Annotated in this window: 15 protein-coding genes and 1 other annotated feature; of the genes, 14 read left to right on the plus strand and 1 reads right to left on the minus strand. The window is 48.9% G+C overall.

What is annotated here, in order from left to right; translation table 11 throughout:
- Window positions 1-85 precede the first annotated feature (85 nt).
- The 6 genes from AC4PHM_RS03275 to pyrR all read left to right on the plus strand — a co-directional run bounded on the left by AC4PHM_RS03275 (window position 86) and on the right by pyrR (window position 6779).
- On the plus strand, window positions 86-559 hold the full coding sequence (locus AC4PHM_RS03275; protein WP_492019463.1) for a cell division protein SepF: 474 nt from the start codon (window positions 86-88) through the stop codon (window positions 557-559).
- A 16-nt stretch (window positions 560-575) separates the two neighbouring features.
- The gene (locus tag AC4PHM_RS03280) at window positions 576-833 is read left to right on the plus strand and encodes a YggT family protein (protein ID WP_492019464.1); all 258 of its coding nucleotides are present in this window, start codon (window positions 576-578) and stop codon (window positions 831-833) included.
- Between the two features lie 53 nt (window positions 834-886).
- Window positions 887-1627 carry a YlmH/Sll1252 family protein gene (locus tag AC4PHM_RS03285; protein ID WP_492019465.1) on the plus strand — a complete coding sequence of 247 codons (741 nt, stop codon included), beginning with the start codon at window positions 887-889 and terminating at the stop codon, window positions 1625-1627.
- Between the two features lie 114 nt (window positions 1628-1741).
- Window positions 1742-1967, plus strand: a binding site (T-box leader).
- Window positions 1968-2041: 74 nt separating this feature from the next.
- A complete protein-coding gene (gene ileS / locus AC4PHM_RS03290; protein WP_492019466.1) occupies window positions 2042-5140 on the plus strand; it encodes an isoleucine--tRNA ligase in 3099 nt (1032 codons plus the stop codon).
- A gap of 168 nt (window positions 5141-5308) precedes the next feature.
- Window positions 5309-6253 (plus strand): RluA family pseudouridine synthase, encoded by a 945-nt coding sequence (locus AC4PHM_RS03295; RefSeq protein WP_492019467.1) that lies wholly within the window; start codon window positions 5309-5311, stop codon window positions 6251-6253.
- Between the two features lie 10 nt (window positions 6254-6263).
- A complete protein-coding gene (pyrR, locus tag AC4PHM_RS03300) occupies window positions 6264-6779 on the plus strand; it encodes a bifunctional pyr operon transcriptional regulator/uracil phosphoribosyltransferase PyrR (protein ID WP_492020449.1) in 516 nt (171 codons plus the stop codon).
- A gap of 86 nt (window positions 6780-6865) precedes the next feature.
- Here pyrR and AC4PHM_RS03305 read toward each other — a convergent pair whose 3' ends face one another.
- Window positions 6866-8659 carry an Rqc2 family fibronectin-binding protein gene (locus AC4PHM_RS03305; protein ID WP_492019468.1) on the minus strand — a complete coding sequence of 598 codons (1794 nt, stop codon included), beginning with the start codon at window positions 8657-8659 and terminating at the stop codon, window positions 6866-6868.
- A 116-nt stretch (window positions 8660-8775) separates the two neighbouring features.
- Here AC4PHM_RS03305 and dapF point away from each other — a divergent pair, with 116 nt between their 5' ends.
- From dapF to fmt, 8 genes are all read left to right on the plus strand, one after another.
- The gene (gene dapF, locus AC4PHM_RS03310) at window positions 8776-9618 is read left to right on the plus strand and encodes a diaminopimelate epimerase (RefSeq protein ID WP_492019469.1); all 843 of its coding nucleotides are present in this window, start codon (window positions 8776-8778) and stop codon (window positions 9616-9618) included.
- A gap of 27 nt (window positions 9619-9645) precedes the next feature.
- On the plus strand, window positions 9646-10530 hold the full coding sequence (locus tag AC4PHM_RS03315; RefSeq protein WP_492019470.1) for a YicC/YloC family endoribonuclease: 885 nt from the start codon (window positions 9646-9648) through the stop codon (window positions 10528-10530).
- A gap of 42 nt (window positions 10531-10572) precedes the next feature.
- Window positions 10573-11196, plus strand: coding sequence for a guanylate kinase (gmk, locus tag AC4PHM_RS03320; protein WP_492019471.1), 624 nt, complete (start codon window positions 10573-10575; stop codon window positions 11194-11196).
- Window positions 11190-11396, plus strand: a complete 207-nt coding sequence (rpoZ, locus tag AC4PHM_RS03325) for a DNA-directed RNA polymerase subunit omega (RefSeq protein WP_492019472.1) — start codon at window positions 11190-11192, stop codon at window positions 11394-11396. Before gmk ends, rpoZ begins: the two co-directional genes overlap by 7 nt.
- Window positions 11397-11409: 13 nt before the next feature.
- On the plus strand, window positions 11410-12642 hold the full coding sequence (gene coaBC, locus AC4PHM_RS03330; protein ID WP_492020450.1) for a bifunctional phosphopantothenoylcysteine decarboxylase/phosphopantothenate--cysteine ligase CoaBC: 1233 nt from the start codon (window positions 11410-11412) through the stop codon (window positions 12640-12642).
- 77 nt (window positions 12643-12719) lie between these two features.
- Window positions 12720-15194: a primosomal protein N' gene (priA, locus tag AC4PHM_RS03335; protein ID WP_492019473.1), complete on the plus strand. Its 2475-nt coding sequence runs from the start codon at window positions 12720-12722 to the stop codon at window positions 15192-15194.
- 62 nt (window positions 15195-15256) lie between these two features.
- Window positions 15257-15709, plus strand: a complete 453-nt coding sequence (gene def, locus AC4PHM_RS03340; RefSeq protein WP_492019474.1) for a peptide deformylase — start codon at window positions 15257-15259, stop codon at window positions 15707-15709.
- A gap of 8 nt (window positions 15710-15717) precedes the next feature.
- Entirely contained in the window at window positions 15718-16668 is a 951-nt protein-coding gene (fmt, locus tag AC4PHM_RS03345; RefSeq protein ID WP_492019475.1) for a methionyl-tRNA formyltransferase, read from the plus strand.
- Window positions 16669-16774: the final 106 nt, after the last annotated feature.

The raw sequence follows: 16774 nt of genomic DNA on the forward strand, positions 1-16774 counted from the left end.
CTGAAATGCCTTTTGTGGCAATAGGTGACCTAAAGTGACCATCGGCAAAGAACAGCACTGCAATTTGAGAAAGGGGCGCTAACCCATGGCAGAAAAATTTATTGACAAAGTCAGAAGCATGATGGGATTTGAGACTTCTCAGGATGAGGAAGTGTATGAGGAAGACTTTGCGGAGGATGATGACGTGTATGATCGGAGTTATGCCGGTGCAACCGGAAATTATTCTAATCCGAATAAGGTTGTCAATCTTCACAAAAGTCAAAGTATGAAAGTCGTGTTATATCAGCCAAGAGATTTTGAGGATACGCGTGCTGTCATTGACAGCCTTAAGACAAAAAAACCGGTAATTCTGAACATCGAAGAACTCGACCCTGAACTTGCCAGGAAAATTTTCGATTTTTGCAGCGGTGCGCTGTACGCCATTGATGGGCACATTCAGAAGGTGTCAAGGGGAATCTTTATCCTGGCACCCAGCAATGTGGATATTTCAGGGGATGTACGAGGCGAACTGGAAAATAAAGGCGTTTTCGCATGGTCAACACGAAAAGACAGCTTCTAAAAGCAGGAGGAATTAAATGTATTTGTTTAAGACAACCATGATTTATTTTTTAAACCTGGTAGTATTTTTAATTTTGATTCGAGCGGTGCTCAGCTGGTTTATCAGAGATCTGCGAAATCCCATCGCTGCGTTTGTATACCAGGTGACAGAGCCGTTGCTCTCTCCGTTCAGACAGATTATTCAGCGACTTGGCTACAACGGCATGATCGACTTTTCGCCAATCCTGCTGATTATAACTGTACAGCTGCTGTCCAGTTTTATCATTGGCTTATGATGGACCGAACGAAGTGGCTGGAAGGTGCACGAGAGGACTCGACGCGCGCTCAAATGGCAAAAGTTTATGACCAGCTGTCTCAGTGTCAGCGCCAGAATAGACCGGTTTTCACGGATTTTGTCAATCCGGTGGTCCAGGATTTGTGCAAGTCTCACTTCGCCGCTTCAAAAGACAAGGATTTGCCTGTAATGCGCTTTGAAGGCGGACACCCTGGCTATGAATCCTGTGTCATAGGATTCTATCCGCTGGGTGATCCTTTTGAACTTCACCCAGTGCCTATGGTGCTGCTCGAGATCAGCGCGCTTGAAGCGACAGCGGTTTGGTCCCACAGGGATCTGCTTGGAAGTCTTCTCGGGCTGGGACTCGCCAGGGAGAAGTTTGGAGACTTAAGAATTGGGGAGAAGGCCGCTTTTGTTTTCGTGCTGGAAAAACTGGCGCCCTTTGTCATAAATACACTGGCGCGCGTCTCAAGAGATCCGGTCAGCGTCAGGGAAGTCCTTTGGTCAGAATTTCCTGCAGAGGATGCGGGCGGTGAGCTGCTGTTCAGGACTGTAAAGTCGCCGCGGCTCGATGCTGTTATTGCAGTGGGGTTTGACCTGTCAAGGAGTCAGGCACAGAAGCTCGTGGAAGCGGAGCGTGTCAAGGTGAACCACAGACCTGAAAACAGGCCGGATAAGTCCGTTCCGGAGGATGCTGTGATTTCCGTACGAGGGTATGGACGTTTAGTACTTGCGGCGAACCTTGGCAATTCTAAAAAAGACAGGACCAAGATGCAGCTCAAGCGTTTTTGTTGAGGGCAGCTGTTGTCTGCCTTTTGTCACTTGATAGCTTTGCGCCCAAGGTGCTCGCTGTGGGTTTCAACAAATGTGGTTGACGCTCAAAAGAAATTGTAATATAATTTTGCAGTGTATACAGCGATGAAGGGAAGAGTATTTCAGATGTTGCGTCTCGAGAGAGCCGGTAAAGGGTGGAAACCGGTGGCCATGCTGAAGGAAAATCGCCCCTGAGCTTCCGTGTGAGCCTGTGACCAGGCAAGCGTCGGACGTACAAACCGCGTTAAGGTTTTTGAGTGGTGTCTCTTTTTTTTACGGAGACTCAAGCTGGGTGGTACCGCGATTGATGATCGTCCCTGGGCATGTTTGCTCAGGTTTTTTTTGTTTCTTAAGTCCGGCTGATTGTCGGAACTACTTGAATAGGGGTGTAGATGCGTGGGTTATCCTGAATTGTCGAAGAAACCAGTTTCCGAAACGGAAAAAGTATTACGAGGTCATTGGGACCAGATTGATTTGCTGCATCAGAGTGTCAACAGTCGTGAAGGCAGACCAGGCTTTGTCTTTTATGATGGACCGCCAACCGCAAATGGACGTCCCGGCATTCACCATGTCCTGGCACGCGCGTTGAAGGATTCAATTTGCCGCTATAAGACCATGCAAGGCTATCAAGTCAAGCGAAAAGCCGGCTGGGATACCCATGGCCTTCCGGTGGAAATTGAGGTGGAAAAGCGTCTGAACCTCAACAACAAGCTGGAAATCGAGTCTTATGGCATTGAAAACTTCAACCATCAATGTCGTGAGTCTGTGTTTGAGTATGAAAGTGTGTGGCGGGATCAGACCGAGCGCATGGCCTATTTGATCGATCTTGAAAATCCGTATATTACCCTTGACAATGATTATATCGAAACCGAGTGGTGGATCCTGGATCAGTTCTTTAAACAGGGGTATATCTATGAAGGCCACAAAATTCTCCCTTATTGCGCACGCTGCGGCACCGGACTGGCATCCCACGAGGTCGCGCAGGGTTATCAGGAAATCAAGACTGCCACAGTCTACGTTAAATTTAAGCGTAAAGACGCGGACGAGTACTTCCTCGTTTGGACGACGACGCCTTGGACGCTGGCTTCCAATGTCGCTTTAACTGTCAGTGCAAAAGAGGTCTATGTCAAAGTCAGACAAAATGATGAGATCTACTATGTCGCTAAGGCATTGGCACCTGCTGTGCTTGGCAAAGAGTATGAAGTCCTCGAGGAAATGGACGGCAAATCCCTTGAGTTTGTTGAATACGAGCAGCTCATGCCCTTTGTCAAAGCAGAAAAGAAGGCGTTTTTCGTCACTTTGGCGGATTACGTCACGACGGATGATGGTACGGGCATAGTTCATACTGCGCCTGCCTTTGGCGAAGACGACTACAATACCGGCGTTCGTTACAACTTGCCGGTTCTGCAGCCGGTCAACGAAGATGGAAAATATACCGAAACACCATGGGTAGGCAAATTTGTCATGGATGCGGATCCGGAGATAATCGACTGGCTCAAGGAGACCGGGAAGCTTTACAAGCGTCAAACCATGGCTCATAACTACCCGCACTGCTGGCGCTGCAAAACCCCGCTCCTTTATTATGCAAAGCCAAGCTGGTATATTGAAATGACCAAATTCAGAGATCAGCTCATTGAGAATAACAATTCCGTCAACTGGCATCCTTCCTACGTGGGAGAAAAGCGCTTCGGCAATTGGCTGGAGAATGTCAATGACTGGGCGATTTCCCGCAGCCGTTACTGGGGGACACCGCTCAACATTTGGAGATGTGACGAATGCGGCCATACGACTTCAGTCGCTTCCAGACAAGAGCTGGTGGATCGTGCCAAGGAAGAGATCGGACTCGATATTGAGCTTCACCGCCCATATGTTGATGGCATTCACCTGACCTGCGACAAGTGTACCGGCAATATGACACGGGTTACAGATGTCATAGACTGCTGGTTTGACAGTGGTGCGATGCCATTTGCCCAACATCACTGGCCTTTTGAGAACAAGGAGAATTTTGATCAGCTGTTCCCTGCTGATTTCATCTGTGAGGGTATTGATCAGACGCGCGGATGGTTCTATTCGCTGCTTGCCATTTCTACCTTCGTCATGGGGAAAGCACCTTACAAGAACGTCTTGGTCAACGACCTGATCCTGGATAAAGAGGGCAAGAAAATGTCCAAATCCAGGGGCAATATTGTAGACTCCTTCAAATTGTTTGATCAATATGGTGCTGACGTTGTCCGCTGGTACCTCTATTTTGTATCCCCAGCTTGGACGCCTACCAAATTCGACGAAGAAGGTGTTCGTGAAGTTGAAAGCAAGTTCTTCCGAACCATCAAAAACGTCTACAATTTCTTCAGTCTCTATGCGAATACAGATAAAGTCGATGCGACGGCTCAATTTGTCGCACCTGCCGACCGCCCTGAACTCGACCGCTGGGTGCTTTCCAAACTGAACCGTTTGGTAAATGAAACTACTGAAGCCCTTGAAGCTTTTGATACAACCAAAGCCGTCAGAAAGATTCAGGAGTTTGTCAATGAAGACTTGTCAAACTGGTATATCCGCCGCTCCAGACGTCGTTTCTGGGAGACGGAGATGTCCGAAGACAAAATTGCAGTTTACAACACGACTTACGAGACACTCATCACTGTCTGCAAACTGGCAGCGCCTTTCGCGCCGTATGTGACCGAAGAGATTTACCGCAGCCTGACAGGTGAAATGTCTGTGCATCTGGCTATGTTCCCGGTTGCTGACGATGCGCTGATCGATGAGCGCGTCGAGCAGAGAATGGACTTGATACGCGACTTGGTGACGCTGGGCCGCGGTGCGCGTGAATCCGTCAAAATCAAAGTGCGTCAGCCAATCCAGCGCGTTTATGTTGACGGACGTTATGAAGCTCTGATTTCAGATCTGTCTGACCTGATCGAAGAGGAGCTTAATGTCAAGGAAGTGGTCTTTGCTGAAGACCTGGGTCTCTACATGAACTTCTCGCTGAAACCAAACTTTAAAGTACTGGGTCCAATTTTAGGCAGTAAAATGGGCGCTTTCTCAAAAGCACTTCAGACTGTCAGCCCGCAAACTGCAGCCCCAATCCTGAACAGCGGCGGAACCTTTGACATTGATCTGGAAGGGGAATCCTTTACGCTGGATCAGGAAAATGTCCTCGTCAACATTTCAGCAAAAGAGGGCTTTACCGTGGGTATGGACAATAACCTGTTTATGATCCTCGACACCACCCTGACTGAAGAACTGATTCTCGAAGGCTATGCCCGAGAGTTGATTTCAAGAGTTCAGCAGATGCGTAAAGCAAATGACTTTAACGTTCTGGATGAGATCAAGATCTTCTATGAATGTGATGATCGATTTAATGCAGGCATCCTGGCACATGAATCGTACATCAAGGGAGAGACCCTCGCTGTCGAGCTGATCCGCGGTCAGCAGGCAGCTTATGAGGACTATGTCTTGAATGATTGTGATGTCAGGCTGTATGTTGAAAAAGTCTAAAGAGCACACTCCCGGTTTGACCCGACACCCAAAGTAACAGAAGAATCCCAAAAAGCCAAAGCAGGGACTAGCCTTGATATTCAACGCTCGTCCCTGTCTCTGTCTTAGTTATCAATGGGTGCAGCGTTACCTGAAGCGCTTTTAAACTTTATGGGAGGTGGCAGTCACATGCAGGATCAGCAAAATGAAGTTTTAAGTTTTGAATTTGACGAGGCTCAGGACGAGCGGCTGGACCTTTATCTGAGCCGTATGACCGGCGCCACGTCCAGGACCTATCTTCAAAAATTGATCAAGGAAGGCCACGTGACCGTCAATGGCAAGGTAGTTCATATTAAAAAAGAAAAGCTCAAGACAGGTGATGTCATCACACTTGAGTTGCCCCCGGCTGAACCTCTTGAGATTGAACCGGAAAATATCCCCCTGGACATAATCTATGAAGATGACGCCCTTCTGGTTGTCAACAAGGCCAGCGGGATGGTCGTTCATCCTGCGCCTGGGAGTACTACCGGTACCTTGGTGCATGCGCTTTTATATCACTGCAGCGGACGGCTTTCCGGCATCAATGGCGTCGCCAGGCCGGGCATTGTCCACCGGCTGGATAAAGATACCTCGGGACTTATGATGGTTGCGAAGACGGATCTGGCCCATCATGCACTGGCGGAGGAACTCAAGAATCAGAAGTCCATTCGACGCTATCTGGCTCTGGTCATAGGCAATTTTCATCAGGATGAAGGCAGAATTGAGGCGCCTGTAGGACGCGATCCCAAGAACCGGCTGAGAATGGCTGTCGTCACTGGCGGGAAGCCTGCAGTAACTCATTACAAAGTCATTCAGAGATACCGGCATTACACGCTTGTGGAATGCCGGCTTGAAACCGGCCGGACACATCAGATCCGTGTCCATATGAAATCCATTGGGCATCCCATAGCCGGGGACCCTCTTTATGGTACCAAGACTGCACTATTTCCACTGGATGGCCAATTTCTGCACGCCAAGACCCTTGGCCTGACACACCCGGTGACACATGAACTGATGACGTTTGATTCGGAGCTGCCTGAACGGTTTAAGGCCGCACTGGAGAAAATTGAAAGGCGGGATCATTCTGGAATTTAAAGCGAGTATTATGGACGCGCAGGCCATCTCACGGGCAGTCACGAGACTGTCTCATGAAATCATAGAGCGCAACAAAGGCATTGAAGACGTTGTCATTATTGGCATCAGATCCAGAGGAGAACCGCTGGCAAGACGGATTGCCGCCAAGATTGAAGCCATCGAGGGTACCACGGTTCGTACGGGCGCACTGGATATCACCAAGTACAGGGATGATCTGCCGGCTGAAGCTGTCAGTCGGGGTGGTGCAGGCAGTGATATCAATTTTGAAATTACCGGTCTCAACGTCGTTTTGGTGGATGATGTCATTTATACTGGACGCACGGTTCGTGCAGCGCTGGATGCGCTTATGGATTTTGGCAGGCCCAAAACCATACAGCTCGCTGTATTGGTGGACCGGGGACATAGAGAATTGCCAATTCGAGCGGATTACGTTGGTAAAAACGTACCGACTTCAAACCGGGAAATCGTCAAGGTGAGATTGACGGAGCAGGATGAAAAAGATGAAGTCAGCATTTACGAACGCTGATTCCAAAATGACTTAATACCAAAAGAATACGAGGAGGTCTGTGTCTTGGCACTGACCTCCTCGTATTCTTTCAAATCTTTTGTGTATTATACCTGCAGCCGTTTGATGACCGTTTCGTCCGGTGTCACGTACAGCGTCTTGTTGTGCACGTAGATGACCATGCCTGGTTTAGCGCCTGACGGCTTTGACACGTGGCGGATCTCGGTGTAATCCACAGGGACTTGTCCGCTGAGACGCGCCTTAGAATGCCACGCAGCCAGCATAGCTGCCTCAAAGAGCGTCTCCTCACGAACCGGCTTACCCTGGGTGCGAATGACGACGTGAGATCCTGGGACTGACTTGGTATGGAACCACAAATCTTTATTGGATGCTGTCTTTAACGTCAGTTCGTCATTTTGAACATTGTTGCGTCCGACAAGGATCTCAAAGCCTTCGGTACTCTTATACAGCAGGGGCGCTGATTTTGGACGTTTATCCTTCCTGCGGCCTTTGCTTTTCATGTAGCCTTCTTCAGACAGCTCCATCCTTATGGCATCAAGATTGGCGGCATCTGTGGAGTGTTCGATCTGTAGGAGAACACTTTCAAGGTATTCCATTTCACGCTCGGTCTGCTCAAGCTGAGTCAGGATTTCTGTCTGACCGTTTTTTAGTTTGGTGTATTTTCTGAAACAGCGCTGGGCATTTTCTACAGGTGTCAACCGAACATCCAGAGGGACACGAAGTTCCGGCGCCTCTTCTTCAAAAAAGTTTTCCACAATGGCCTCGTGATCACCCTTTGAGAGTCGGTAGACGTTCGCGAGGATCAACTCTCCGAATTGTCGTTGTCTCTCAGCGTCTTCCGCCTGCTGAAGGTCGTTCTCCAGGTGGCTCTTCTTGTTGATGACGCGTTCCAGCCGGTTTTCCACCAGTTTTTTCATGGCAGCGGCCTTTTGATCCAGCCGGTCCTGCAGATCACGCTCTTCAAACATGCGGTTGACACAAAGCGAAGGTTCCATGACCGGGGATAACAGCCCGGAGACTTCGAGCCTTAAAAGCGGCGCCGCAGTCAGGTCCAGAGGTTTGCCTGTCTCATCCAGAATCAGCCTTGTCTCAAGGGTGCCGGTTGTCAATAGATGTCTGAGTCGTCTCAAGACTGCCTCTACTGCGTCGCGGGAAGCGGCGTCCAAACGGTCTGCAGGAAGCTCCGCGTCGACACCCGCTTCAAGACAGAGCTGCTGGCACAGCGCCGGTGAGAAGCCCTGATAGGCATTCAGCAGCCATTGCTTCAGGGCAAAAGTCGGTTTTGCAGCGCCTGTCACGGTTTGATTGCCATTTAAAGAGTCCTGAGCAGATACCAAGTCCGGAAGTGACGGATCTGAGATCCGAAGGTCCATTTTACCGCCTGGCGGAAGCTGGTAAACAATACCAGGATAAATTTGCCGCACCCTGGATACCGCACTGGAGATGCGTTTTACCGCATCCACGACGACCAATGAATCCGCCTGATAAAAAATCAGGTTGGAGTGCCGTCCCATAATTTCCGCGCATAAAATGCGCTCTACCCGGTTTCCGAGTTCATCGTAAGTGTCAAAGACGAAGTCCAGAATCCGTTCCAACCCCCGCTGGCGAATGTCAATGAGCCTTGCACCGGTCAAGTGTTTCCTCAACAGCATACAGAACATGGGTGGCTGCTGAGGATTTTCCGGCTTTGAATGCGTGAGCGAAACATAAGGCATTGAAGCAGAGGCAGTGAGCTTTAGCCGATGGTTGCTTCGATCACTCCGGATTCCCAGAATCAAGGTGTCGCCCTCAGGCTGATAGATTTTGTCAACCCGTCCGCCAATTAATTTTTCTTGAAGCTCTGCGGCCAGCGCCGCCATAAAAATGCCATCATAGGCCATGGAGATCCCTCCCGAAATACAATAAGTATAGCACGCACACCGCAATTTATAAAGAAATCGGGTTCAGTGTATGTTAGAATAAATAAGGAACTGCTTTAGTGAAGGAGGCCTTTATTTTGAAATGGACGAAATGGCACGGCGCCGGCAATGATTTTTTGATTGGCGACTGGTCTGAAGACTATACAGAAACTCAGTGGCAAGCCTTGATTGCCAAAATTTCTCACCGTCATTTCGGTGTCGGCGCAGACGGCGTCATGTTGGTGGCGCCTGCTGAAGACGAAAACTTCGCTGCCAGAATGATTTACTATAATTCTGACGGTTCCAGAGCTGCCATGTGCGGCAATGGCATTCGCTGCTTTTCAGCGCATCTCCATAGAACGGGCAGAGCCCGGGAAGGTTTTTTCACTGTTTTGACGGATGACGGACCTAAAGAGGTAGCGCTGCGTGTTGATGACAATGGTTATCAAGTTAAAATTTCCATGGGTGCAGCCGTTTTTGGAGCAGATCAGATTCCCGTTTTGTCTGAACTAGGCTACATGTTGGACGAGAACATTGAAGTCCTGGGTAAAACATTCAAAGTGACAGCCCTAAAAGTCGGCGTACCTCATTTGGTCGTCGAAATGGACGACCTTGATGAAATTGAGATTCGGCGCTTTGGGCCCGCACTTGAAAATCATCCGGCTTTTCCACAAAAAATTAATGTCAATTTTGTCAGACTGCTTGGCGAGTCAGCCATTGAAGTTGTGACCTGGGAACGCGGCGCCGGACTGACTATGGCCTGCGGAACCGGCGCTTGTGCATCTTTTTACGCTCTATGCCACGCTGGAAGATTAAATCGAAATGCCCATGTTAAAGTACCGGGCGGCACTCTGGAAATCTATGCAGATGATCGGGAAGAGATCTTCATGACGGGTCCCGCCGTTGCCGTCGCAGAGGTTGAAACCCTGGCAGCGTTTTAAATTATTAGAAAAGGCAGGAGACGGACTATGACCTATTCAATGACAGGATACGGCCGCGGTGAAGCAAGCAGCGACAGAATCAAGATCGTAGTTGAAATAAAATCAGTCAACCACAGATATTCAGAAATTGTAGCCAAGATTCCAAAGAAAATGAATCCATTTGAAGAACGTGTCAAAGCTATGATCAAGGATCAGGTTCAACGCGGACGTATTGAGCTTTATGTCAATTACGAAGAGCAGGTTGGCGCAGATTATTCCATATTGCCGAATGATGCGGTTCTGGATCAGTATTACGCTGCGCTTACACACCTGAAAGACCGTTACGCACTCAGAGATGATGTGACGTTGTCTTTGATGTCCAGACACCCTGAGGCGTTTAGAGTGGAGTATGTGGAAGTGGATGGGGAAGCCATCTGGTCCGTTCTTGAAAAAGCCACTGCTGCGGCAATAGCTCAAATGGTTGAAATGAGAAAGACCGAAGGCGCGAAGCTGGTAGTGGACATCCTGGAAAGAATCAGCCAAATGAAGTCGAGACTCGAAAAGATCGAAAGTCAGTCGCCTCAGATTGTCGAAGCGTATCGTCAAAAGATGAGAGATCGCCTCACCGATCTGCTTGGAGATATGGGGATTCAGATTGACGAGTCGAGAATTGCCCATGAGATCGCCATTTTTGCAGATAAAACCAATGTGACTGAAGAGATCGTCAGATTGAAATCCCACTTTGATCAAATTGCGGATATCATTGACCAAGGCGGCGCTGCCGGCAGGAAACTCGATTTTCTCGTACAGGAAATGAACCGGGAGGTTAATACCATCGGCTCAAAATCTCCTGATTTTGAAATCAGCAACGACGTCATAGAGTTGAAAAGTGAGCTTGAGAAAATCAGAGAACAGATCCAGAATATTGAGTAACTTGCTGATTTAGAATCGATCTGAAGGGGAGTCGCGTTAAAAATGAAAAGAAAAGGTTTGCTCTTGGTTGTTTCCGGGCCGTCCGGCGTTGGAAAGGGAACCATCTGCAAGGCATTGATGAAACTTCGTGAAGATATAAAGCTATCCATTTCCATGACGACGAGGGCACCTAGAACGGGAGAAGAGGAAGGCGTCAATTACTTTTTTACGGAGCGGGACACTTTTATTAAATTGATGCAGCAAGGTGAACTGCTCGAATACGCCAAAGTCTACGACAATTATTATGGGACGCCAAAGGCGTTTGTCATGGAACAGTTGAATCAAGGTGTGGATGTGCTGCTGGAAATAGACATTCAAGGTGCACTGAAGGTAAAGGCTCAGTATCCCGAAGGCGTCTTTGTCTTTATTTTGCCCCCGACTATGGAGGAATTGAAAAACCGGATCGTCGGCCGCGGAACAGAAAGCGCCGAAGCCATTGACAAGCGATTCACCGCCGCCTACAATGAGATAGACTTAATGGAAAACTATAATTATTTTATTTTCAATGACCGTGTCGATCTCGCCACAGCGCGGTTGATCTCGATTATTGAAGCTGAACGCCTTAGAATCAGGCCTCAGTCTGTGAAAGAACTGATTCGTGAAATCAAGGAGGAATCGAAGTGTTAAAACCACCTATTAATGAACTGATCGATATTGCAGGGAGCCGCTATGCACTTGTAGTACTGACTTCCAGACGCGCACGCCAGATAATTGACGGCGCAGAAGTTAAAATTGATGACAAAGCCATCAAAAAGCCAATGAGTATTGCTACCCAGGAACTTTTTGAACACAAGCTGGAAATCATCGATTTCGACAAAGAGGATTGATCAAATGAGTGGCGTGTTGTCGGGCAAGAACATTGTCCTTGGCGTCACAGGCGGGATTGCTGCCTATAAGTCAGCGGATTTGGTCAGCAGATTGAAGAAACTGGATGCCAATGTTTACGTGATTATGACAGCGCATGCGAAGGCGTTCGTTTCGCCGCTCACCTTTCAGTCTCTGTCTCAAAACTATGTGGTCGAGGACATGTTCGAGGCCCCCAGGACCTGGGATGTTGAACATATTGCGCTCGCGAAGCTCGCAGACCTCTATGTAATCGCCCCTGCATCAGCGAACGTAATTGCGAAAATGGCTGCCGGAATTGCAGATGATTTCTTGACGACGACAATTCTGGCGACTCAGGCGCCCATTCTCGTTGCGCCTGCCATGAACACACAAATGTATCTGAATCCCCTGACACAGCGAAACATGAAAATGCTTCAAGATTTGGGCGCCTGCTTTGTTGCACCTGGCAGCGGACGGCTGGCATGCGGTGATGAAGGCGTTGGAAAGATGGCTGAGCCGCAGCAGATTGTCGAAGAAATTGTCAAACTGCTCGCTCATAAATCCACAGATGATCTGCCTCAACTGCTGGAAGGCAAACGTGTACTTATCACAGCAGGTCCAACCCGCGAGGCTTTGGATCCGGTGCGTTATCTGACAAATCACTCCACCGGCAAAATGGGATACGCCATTGCTGAAGCTGCGGCAGCCATGGGCGCGGAAACGAAACTGGTTTCCGGGCCGGTCGAGTTGCCTGCGCCTGAAGGCGTTCAGCGTGTCAAGGTCGAATCTGCCCGGGACATGTTTGAGGCCGTCATGAGTGACTTAAACTATGACATTATCATTATGACAGCTGCAGTTGCGGATTACCGGCCAAAGACCGCACAAACCCAGAAAATTAAGAAGATAGAGGGAGATTTAACACTGGAGCTGACGCGAAATCCCGACATCCTCTTTGAGGTGGGCAGAGTCAAGACGCATCAAGTCCTTATTGGTTTCGCAGCAGAAACAGAGCATGTCTTGGAACATGCTGCTGCAAAACTTAGAAAAAAGAACTTGGACATGATCGTGGCGAATGATGTGACAGCTCAGGGCGCGGGATTTGGAAGCGACACCAATATCGTGACGTTTATCACCTCTGACGGTGAACAGACCGCGTTTGATCAAATGGAGAAATCCGAAGTGGCAAAGGCTATCTTGAAAAAGGCGGCTGATCTATTGTCTTTGGCAGATCCGGTCGGGACGAGATAAACTGGGCAACCCAATATACCATCCGGGGGTAGAGGCATCTACTCCTGTTTCTTTATGATGCAGTGGAGGTGTTTCAAGTGCAAGAGCAACCATTGAACCGGAAGCAGCCCGAATTGCTGGCAGATGTGATTGTGCTGAAAATGACACGTTCCCTGGATCAGCTGTTTACCTACAGGATCCCGGAGGCGCTCGCCTGCGAGGCGGTCATAGGAAGCAAAGTCGTAGTTCCCTTTGGCGCCGGTGACGCGACCCATGAAGCCGTCATTGTTCACAAACGTACGTCAGAGGACAAAGATCAACCAAATAAACTGAAAGCTGTACTAAGTGTCTGTGACATGACAGCTGCGCTGGATGAACCCCGTGTGAAACTGGCACTCTGGATCCGAGAGCATTATTTGACCAATTACGCCCAGGCGGCCTCTTTGCTGCTTCCGAGCGGGACGGTGATCAAGCGGGATTATAAACTCACTCTGGATCATAGCGCCGATCCTCAGGTTCTGAAAAGTCTCAGTGATCCAGAGCGGCAATTCGTAGATACGCTTAGTGTTAAGCCGCTGATGCAGAGCGAGTTAAGCGACACTCAAACAGCCTTAATGAGACGGTGTTTAAAAAAAAGTGTGATTCTTCGTGAAGAGCATTTAACCACCGCGGTCAGAGAACGTTATAACCGGTTTTTCAGTCTCACCACACCCGGTGAAGTCAATGTGTGGTTGGAGCAAATTCCAAAAAATCAGACCGTAAAGCGCGCTGTTCTCGAAATGCTCAGAGATTATGGCCGGGTGGAAGAATCCCGACTCAAAAAGGAAGTAAAAGCAACTGCGACAGGACTTAGAAAACTTGAGGAAGAAGGGCGGATTCAGTCCGAAACTGAGGAAGCTTTTTCTTTTCCAGCTTATTACGATTCAGGAAAAACCAATACTTTCGTTGCTTTTTCCTCTGAACAGAAAGCAGCTTATGATGTGATCAGCAGCAGTGTGATGAAGCATGAATCCAGTTCATTTTTGCTTCATGGTGTCACGGGCAGCGGAAAAACCGAGGTCTACATGGAACTTGCGGATTTATCCATTGCGGAGGGTCGCCAGGTCATAATTTTGGTGCCGGAAATTTCGCTGACGCCACAGTTGGTGGATCGCTTCAGAAGGCGGTTTGGAGATCGCATCGCCATTTTGCACAGCAGGATGAATGCGTCTCAGCGGTTTGACCAATGGCGTGCTATTGGGAGAGGGGACTATGATATTGTCATAGGTCCAAGGTCGGCCCTATTTGCACCTTGCAGAACCATCGGCCTCATAGTGGTGGATGAGGCCCACGACAGCTCCTATAAGTCAGATCAGGCGCCCAAATATCACGCTGTGGAGGTGGCGAAGACCCTCAGCAGACTTCACAGTGCGCCGCTGATCCTCGGCTCTGCTACACCTGGCATCGAGCAGTACCATGAAGCGAGATGCGGCCAGCATCAGCTGGTGGAAATGCATAAGCGTTTTAGTCAGGTGCCGCTGCCAAAGGTGGAGATTGTAGACATGCGTCTTGAGCTGATGTCTGGCAACCGTTCCATGTTCAGCAGACAGCTGGAGACCGCCATCACGGAAACCCTGGAGCGAGGACAGCAGATCATGCTGCTCCTGAACCGGAAAGGCTATCATACTTTCATTTCGTGTCGAAGCTGCGGCTATGCCCTGAAATGTCCGAATTGTGATGTCAGCCTCATCTTTCACAAAGGTCAGAATCACGCCCGGTGCAGTTATTGCCACTATAGATCGTCGATTCCGGCGGTGTGCCCGGAGTGCGGCAGCCGCTATTTTAAATTTTATGGCAGTGGCACCGAAAAGGTTGAAGAGGCATTTGCAGAAACCTTCCCCAGTGTTGTGACTGCCAGGATGGACAGTGAATCCCTGGCTAAAAAGGGTGCACTTGAGGAAATTCTGGCGGATTTTGAATCTGGCAAAACCAGAGTCTTGATTGGTACCCAATTGATTTCAAAGGGACTGGATTTTGCCAATGTGGGACTTGTTGGTGTCATTTTGGCGGATGTAACTCTGAATCTCCCTGATTTTCAGGCATCAGAAAGAACCTTTCAGTTGATGACACAGGTCAGCGGGAGGTCAGGCAGGGCAGAAACCCAGGGCAGAGTGGTGGTTCAAACCTATGTCCCGGAACATTTTGCTATAGTCAGGGCAGCTGAGCATGATTATATTGGCTTCTATGAAGAGGAAATGGGTCTGCGAAAAGCCTTTGGCTATCCGCCCTATTTACAGATGGCCAATATAATCCTTTCAGGCTTTAAGCCGGAGGCTGTCGAGAAATGCGCGGGATCTTTGCATGACTGGTTAAAGTCAAAATTGCCGTCAGAACTATTAAAAAAAGGTGACCTCGAAATACTCGGACCCCATCCGGCTGTCTATGGCAAAATAAAAAATAGATATCGATGGCAAATTATAATAAAATATAAGGAAGAGATGCTTCCGGAGCTGGAAAAGATTCTGCGAAGTCTTCCGGCGGACCGCCAGGATGTAAGAACCACAGTGGATATCAAAGCGATCAGCGTCTTGTAATTATGGAGCTTCAGCCGATTCAATTCTGTACCGGCGCGAAAGGTAAGGAGGATTATATTAGAATGGCTATCAGAAATATTCGGACCGAAGGTGATGAGGTTCTTAGAAAACGGTCAAAGGAAGTTGCGGCAATAGATCAAAAAATCAGGGATCTGGTCGACGATATGATTGATACTATGTATCATGCGGAAGGCGTAGGTTTGGCGGCCCCGCAGGTGGGGATCCTCAAGCGGATCGCAGTCATAGATGTTTATGATGATACAGGTGTCAAAGTGCTGATCAATCCCAAAATCATCAGAGAAGAAGGCGAACAGTTTGAAGTGGAGGGCTGTTTGAGTGTGCCTGAGCGGGCAGGCTCTGTGCGAAGACCTGCAAAAGTCTGGGTAGAGGCTCTCAACGAAAATGGTGAGACCTATGTCATTGAAGGTGAAGAACTTTTAGCAAGAGCCCTCTGTCATGAGATCGACCACCTGGACGGCGTTTTATTCATTGACAAACTCATAGAGGAGGCGTAACGTTCAGCATGAAAATTGTGTTTATGGGAACGCCCGAGTTTGCAGTGCCCTGTCTTGAGGCGTGTATTAACTTTGAAGGTGCGCAGGTCTTAGCAGTCTTTACACAGCCAGACAGGCCGAGCGGCAGAGGGAACAAGCTGACGCCGCCTCCCGTCAAAGTAGCTGCAGAGCGCTGCGGCATTACGGTCTATCAGCCGGAAAGTATTAAAAGCAGTGACGCCATGGAAACTTTAAAAGCACTGCAGCCTGACTTGATCGTCGTGGTTGCCTATGGACAGATCCTTTCTAAGGAGATTTTAGAGCTGCCTGTGCACGGATGCATCAACGTTCATGCCTCGCTGCTGCCAAGGCTCAGAGGTGCTTCTCCCATTCAATGGTCCATTGTCAGCGGTGAGACAGAGACTGGTGTCACGACTATGAAAATGAGTGCAGGGCTGGATGAGGGCGATATGCTGTTCAAGGAAGCTGTGGAACTGTCAGCATCAGTGACGGGGGGAGAACTTCACGATCAGTTGATGTCCATAGGTGCAGCTGTTCTGACAAAAACGCTGGAAGCCATACGGGATAACAGTTTGAGCCCAGAACCTCAAGCCCATGAACATTCAACTTACGCACCTAAAATCGACAAGAAAATGGCTGAAATTGACTGGGGCAGGACAGCGGATGAAATCAGCGCTCAGTCTCGCGGCTTTGATCCGTGGCCGGCGGCTGTGACATCCTGCGGCAAGGTCCGTCTGAAATTATTTAAACCTGTCGTGGTCAGACTCAGTCAGGATGATAAATCCACTGAGGCCAAACCCGGCACTATTCTCGATGTCAGCAGAGACGCCTTTACTGTAAAGGCAGGGCAGGATGCTGTCAGATTCTATGAAATTCAAGCGCCTGGTTCCAGGAGAATGAAGGTATCAGATTATTTGCTGGGACATCGTTTGATCATTGGTGACTGTTTAGGGGCCTAAGGCAGAGCCAAAGGTGACAGAACTGACAGATCTCACAGAAGCAAGTGCGTTTATTGCCAAAGAATTACTCAGAAGATTTAAGAATACTATTCAATCCTTTAGGAGG

Source organism: Acidaminobacter sp. QWL-03 (genome assembly GCF_058683855.1).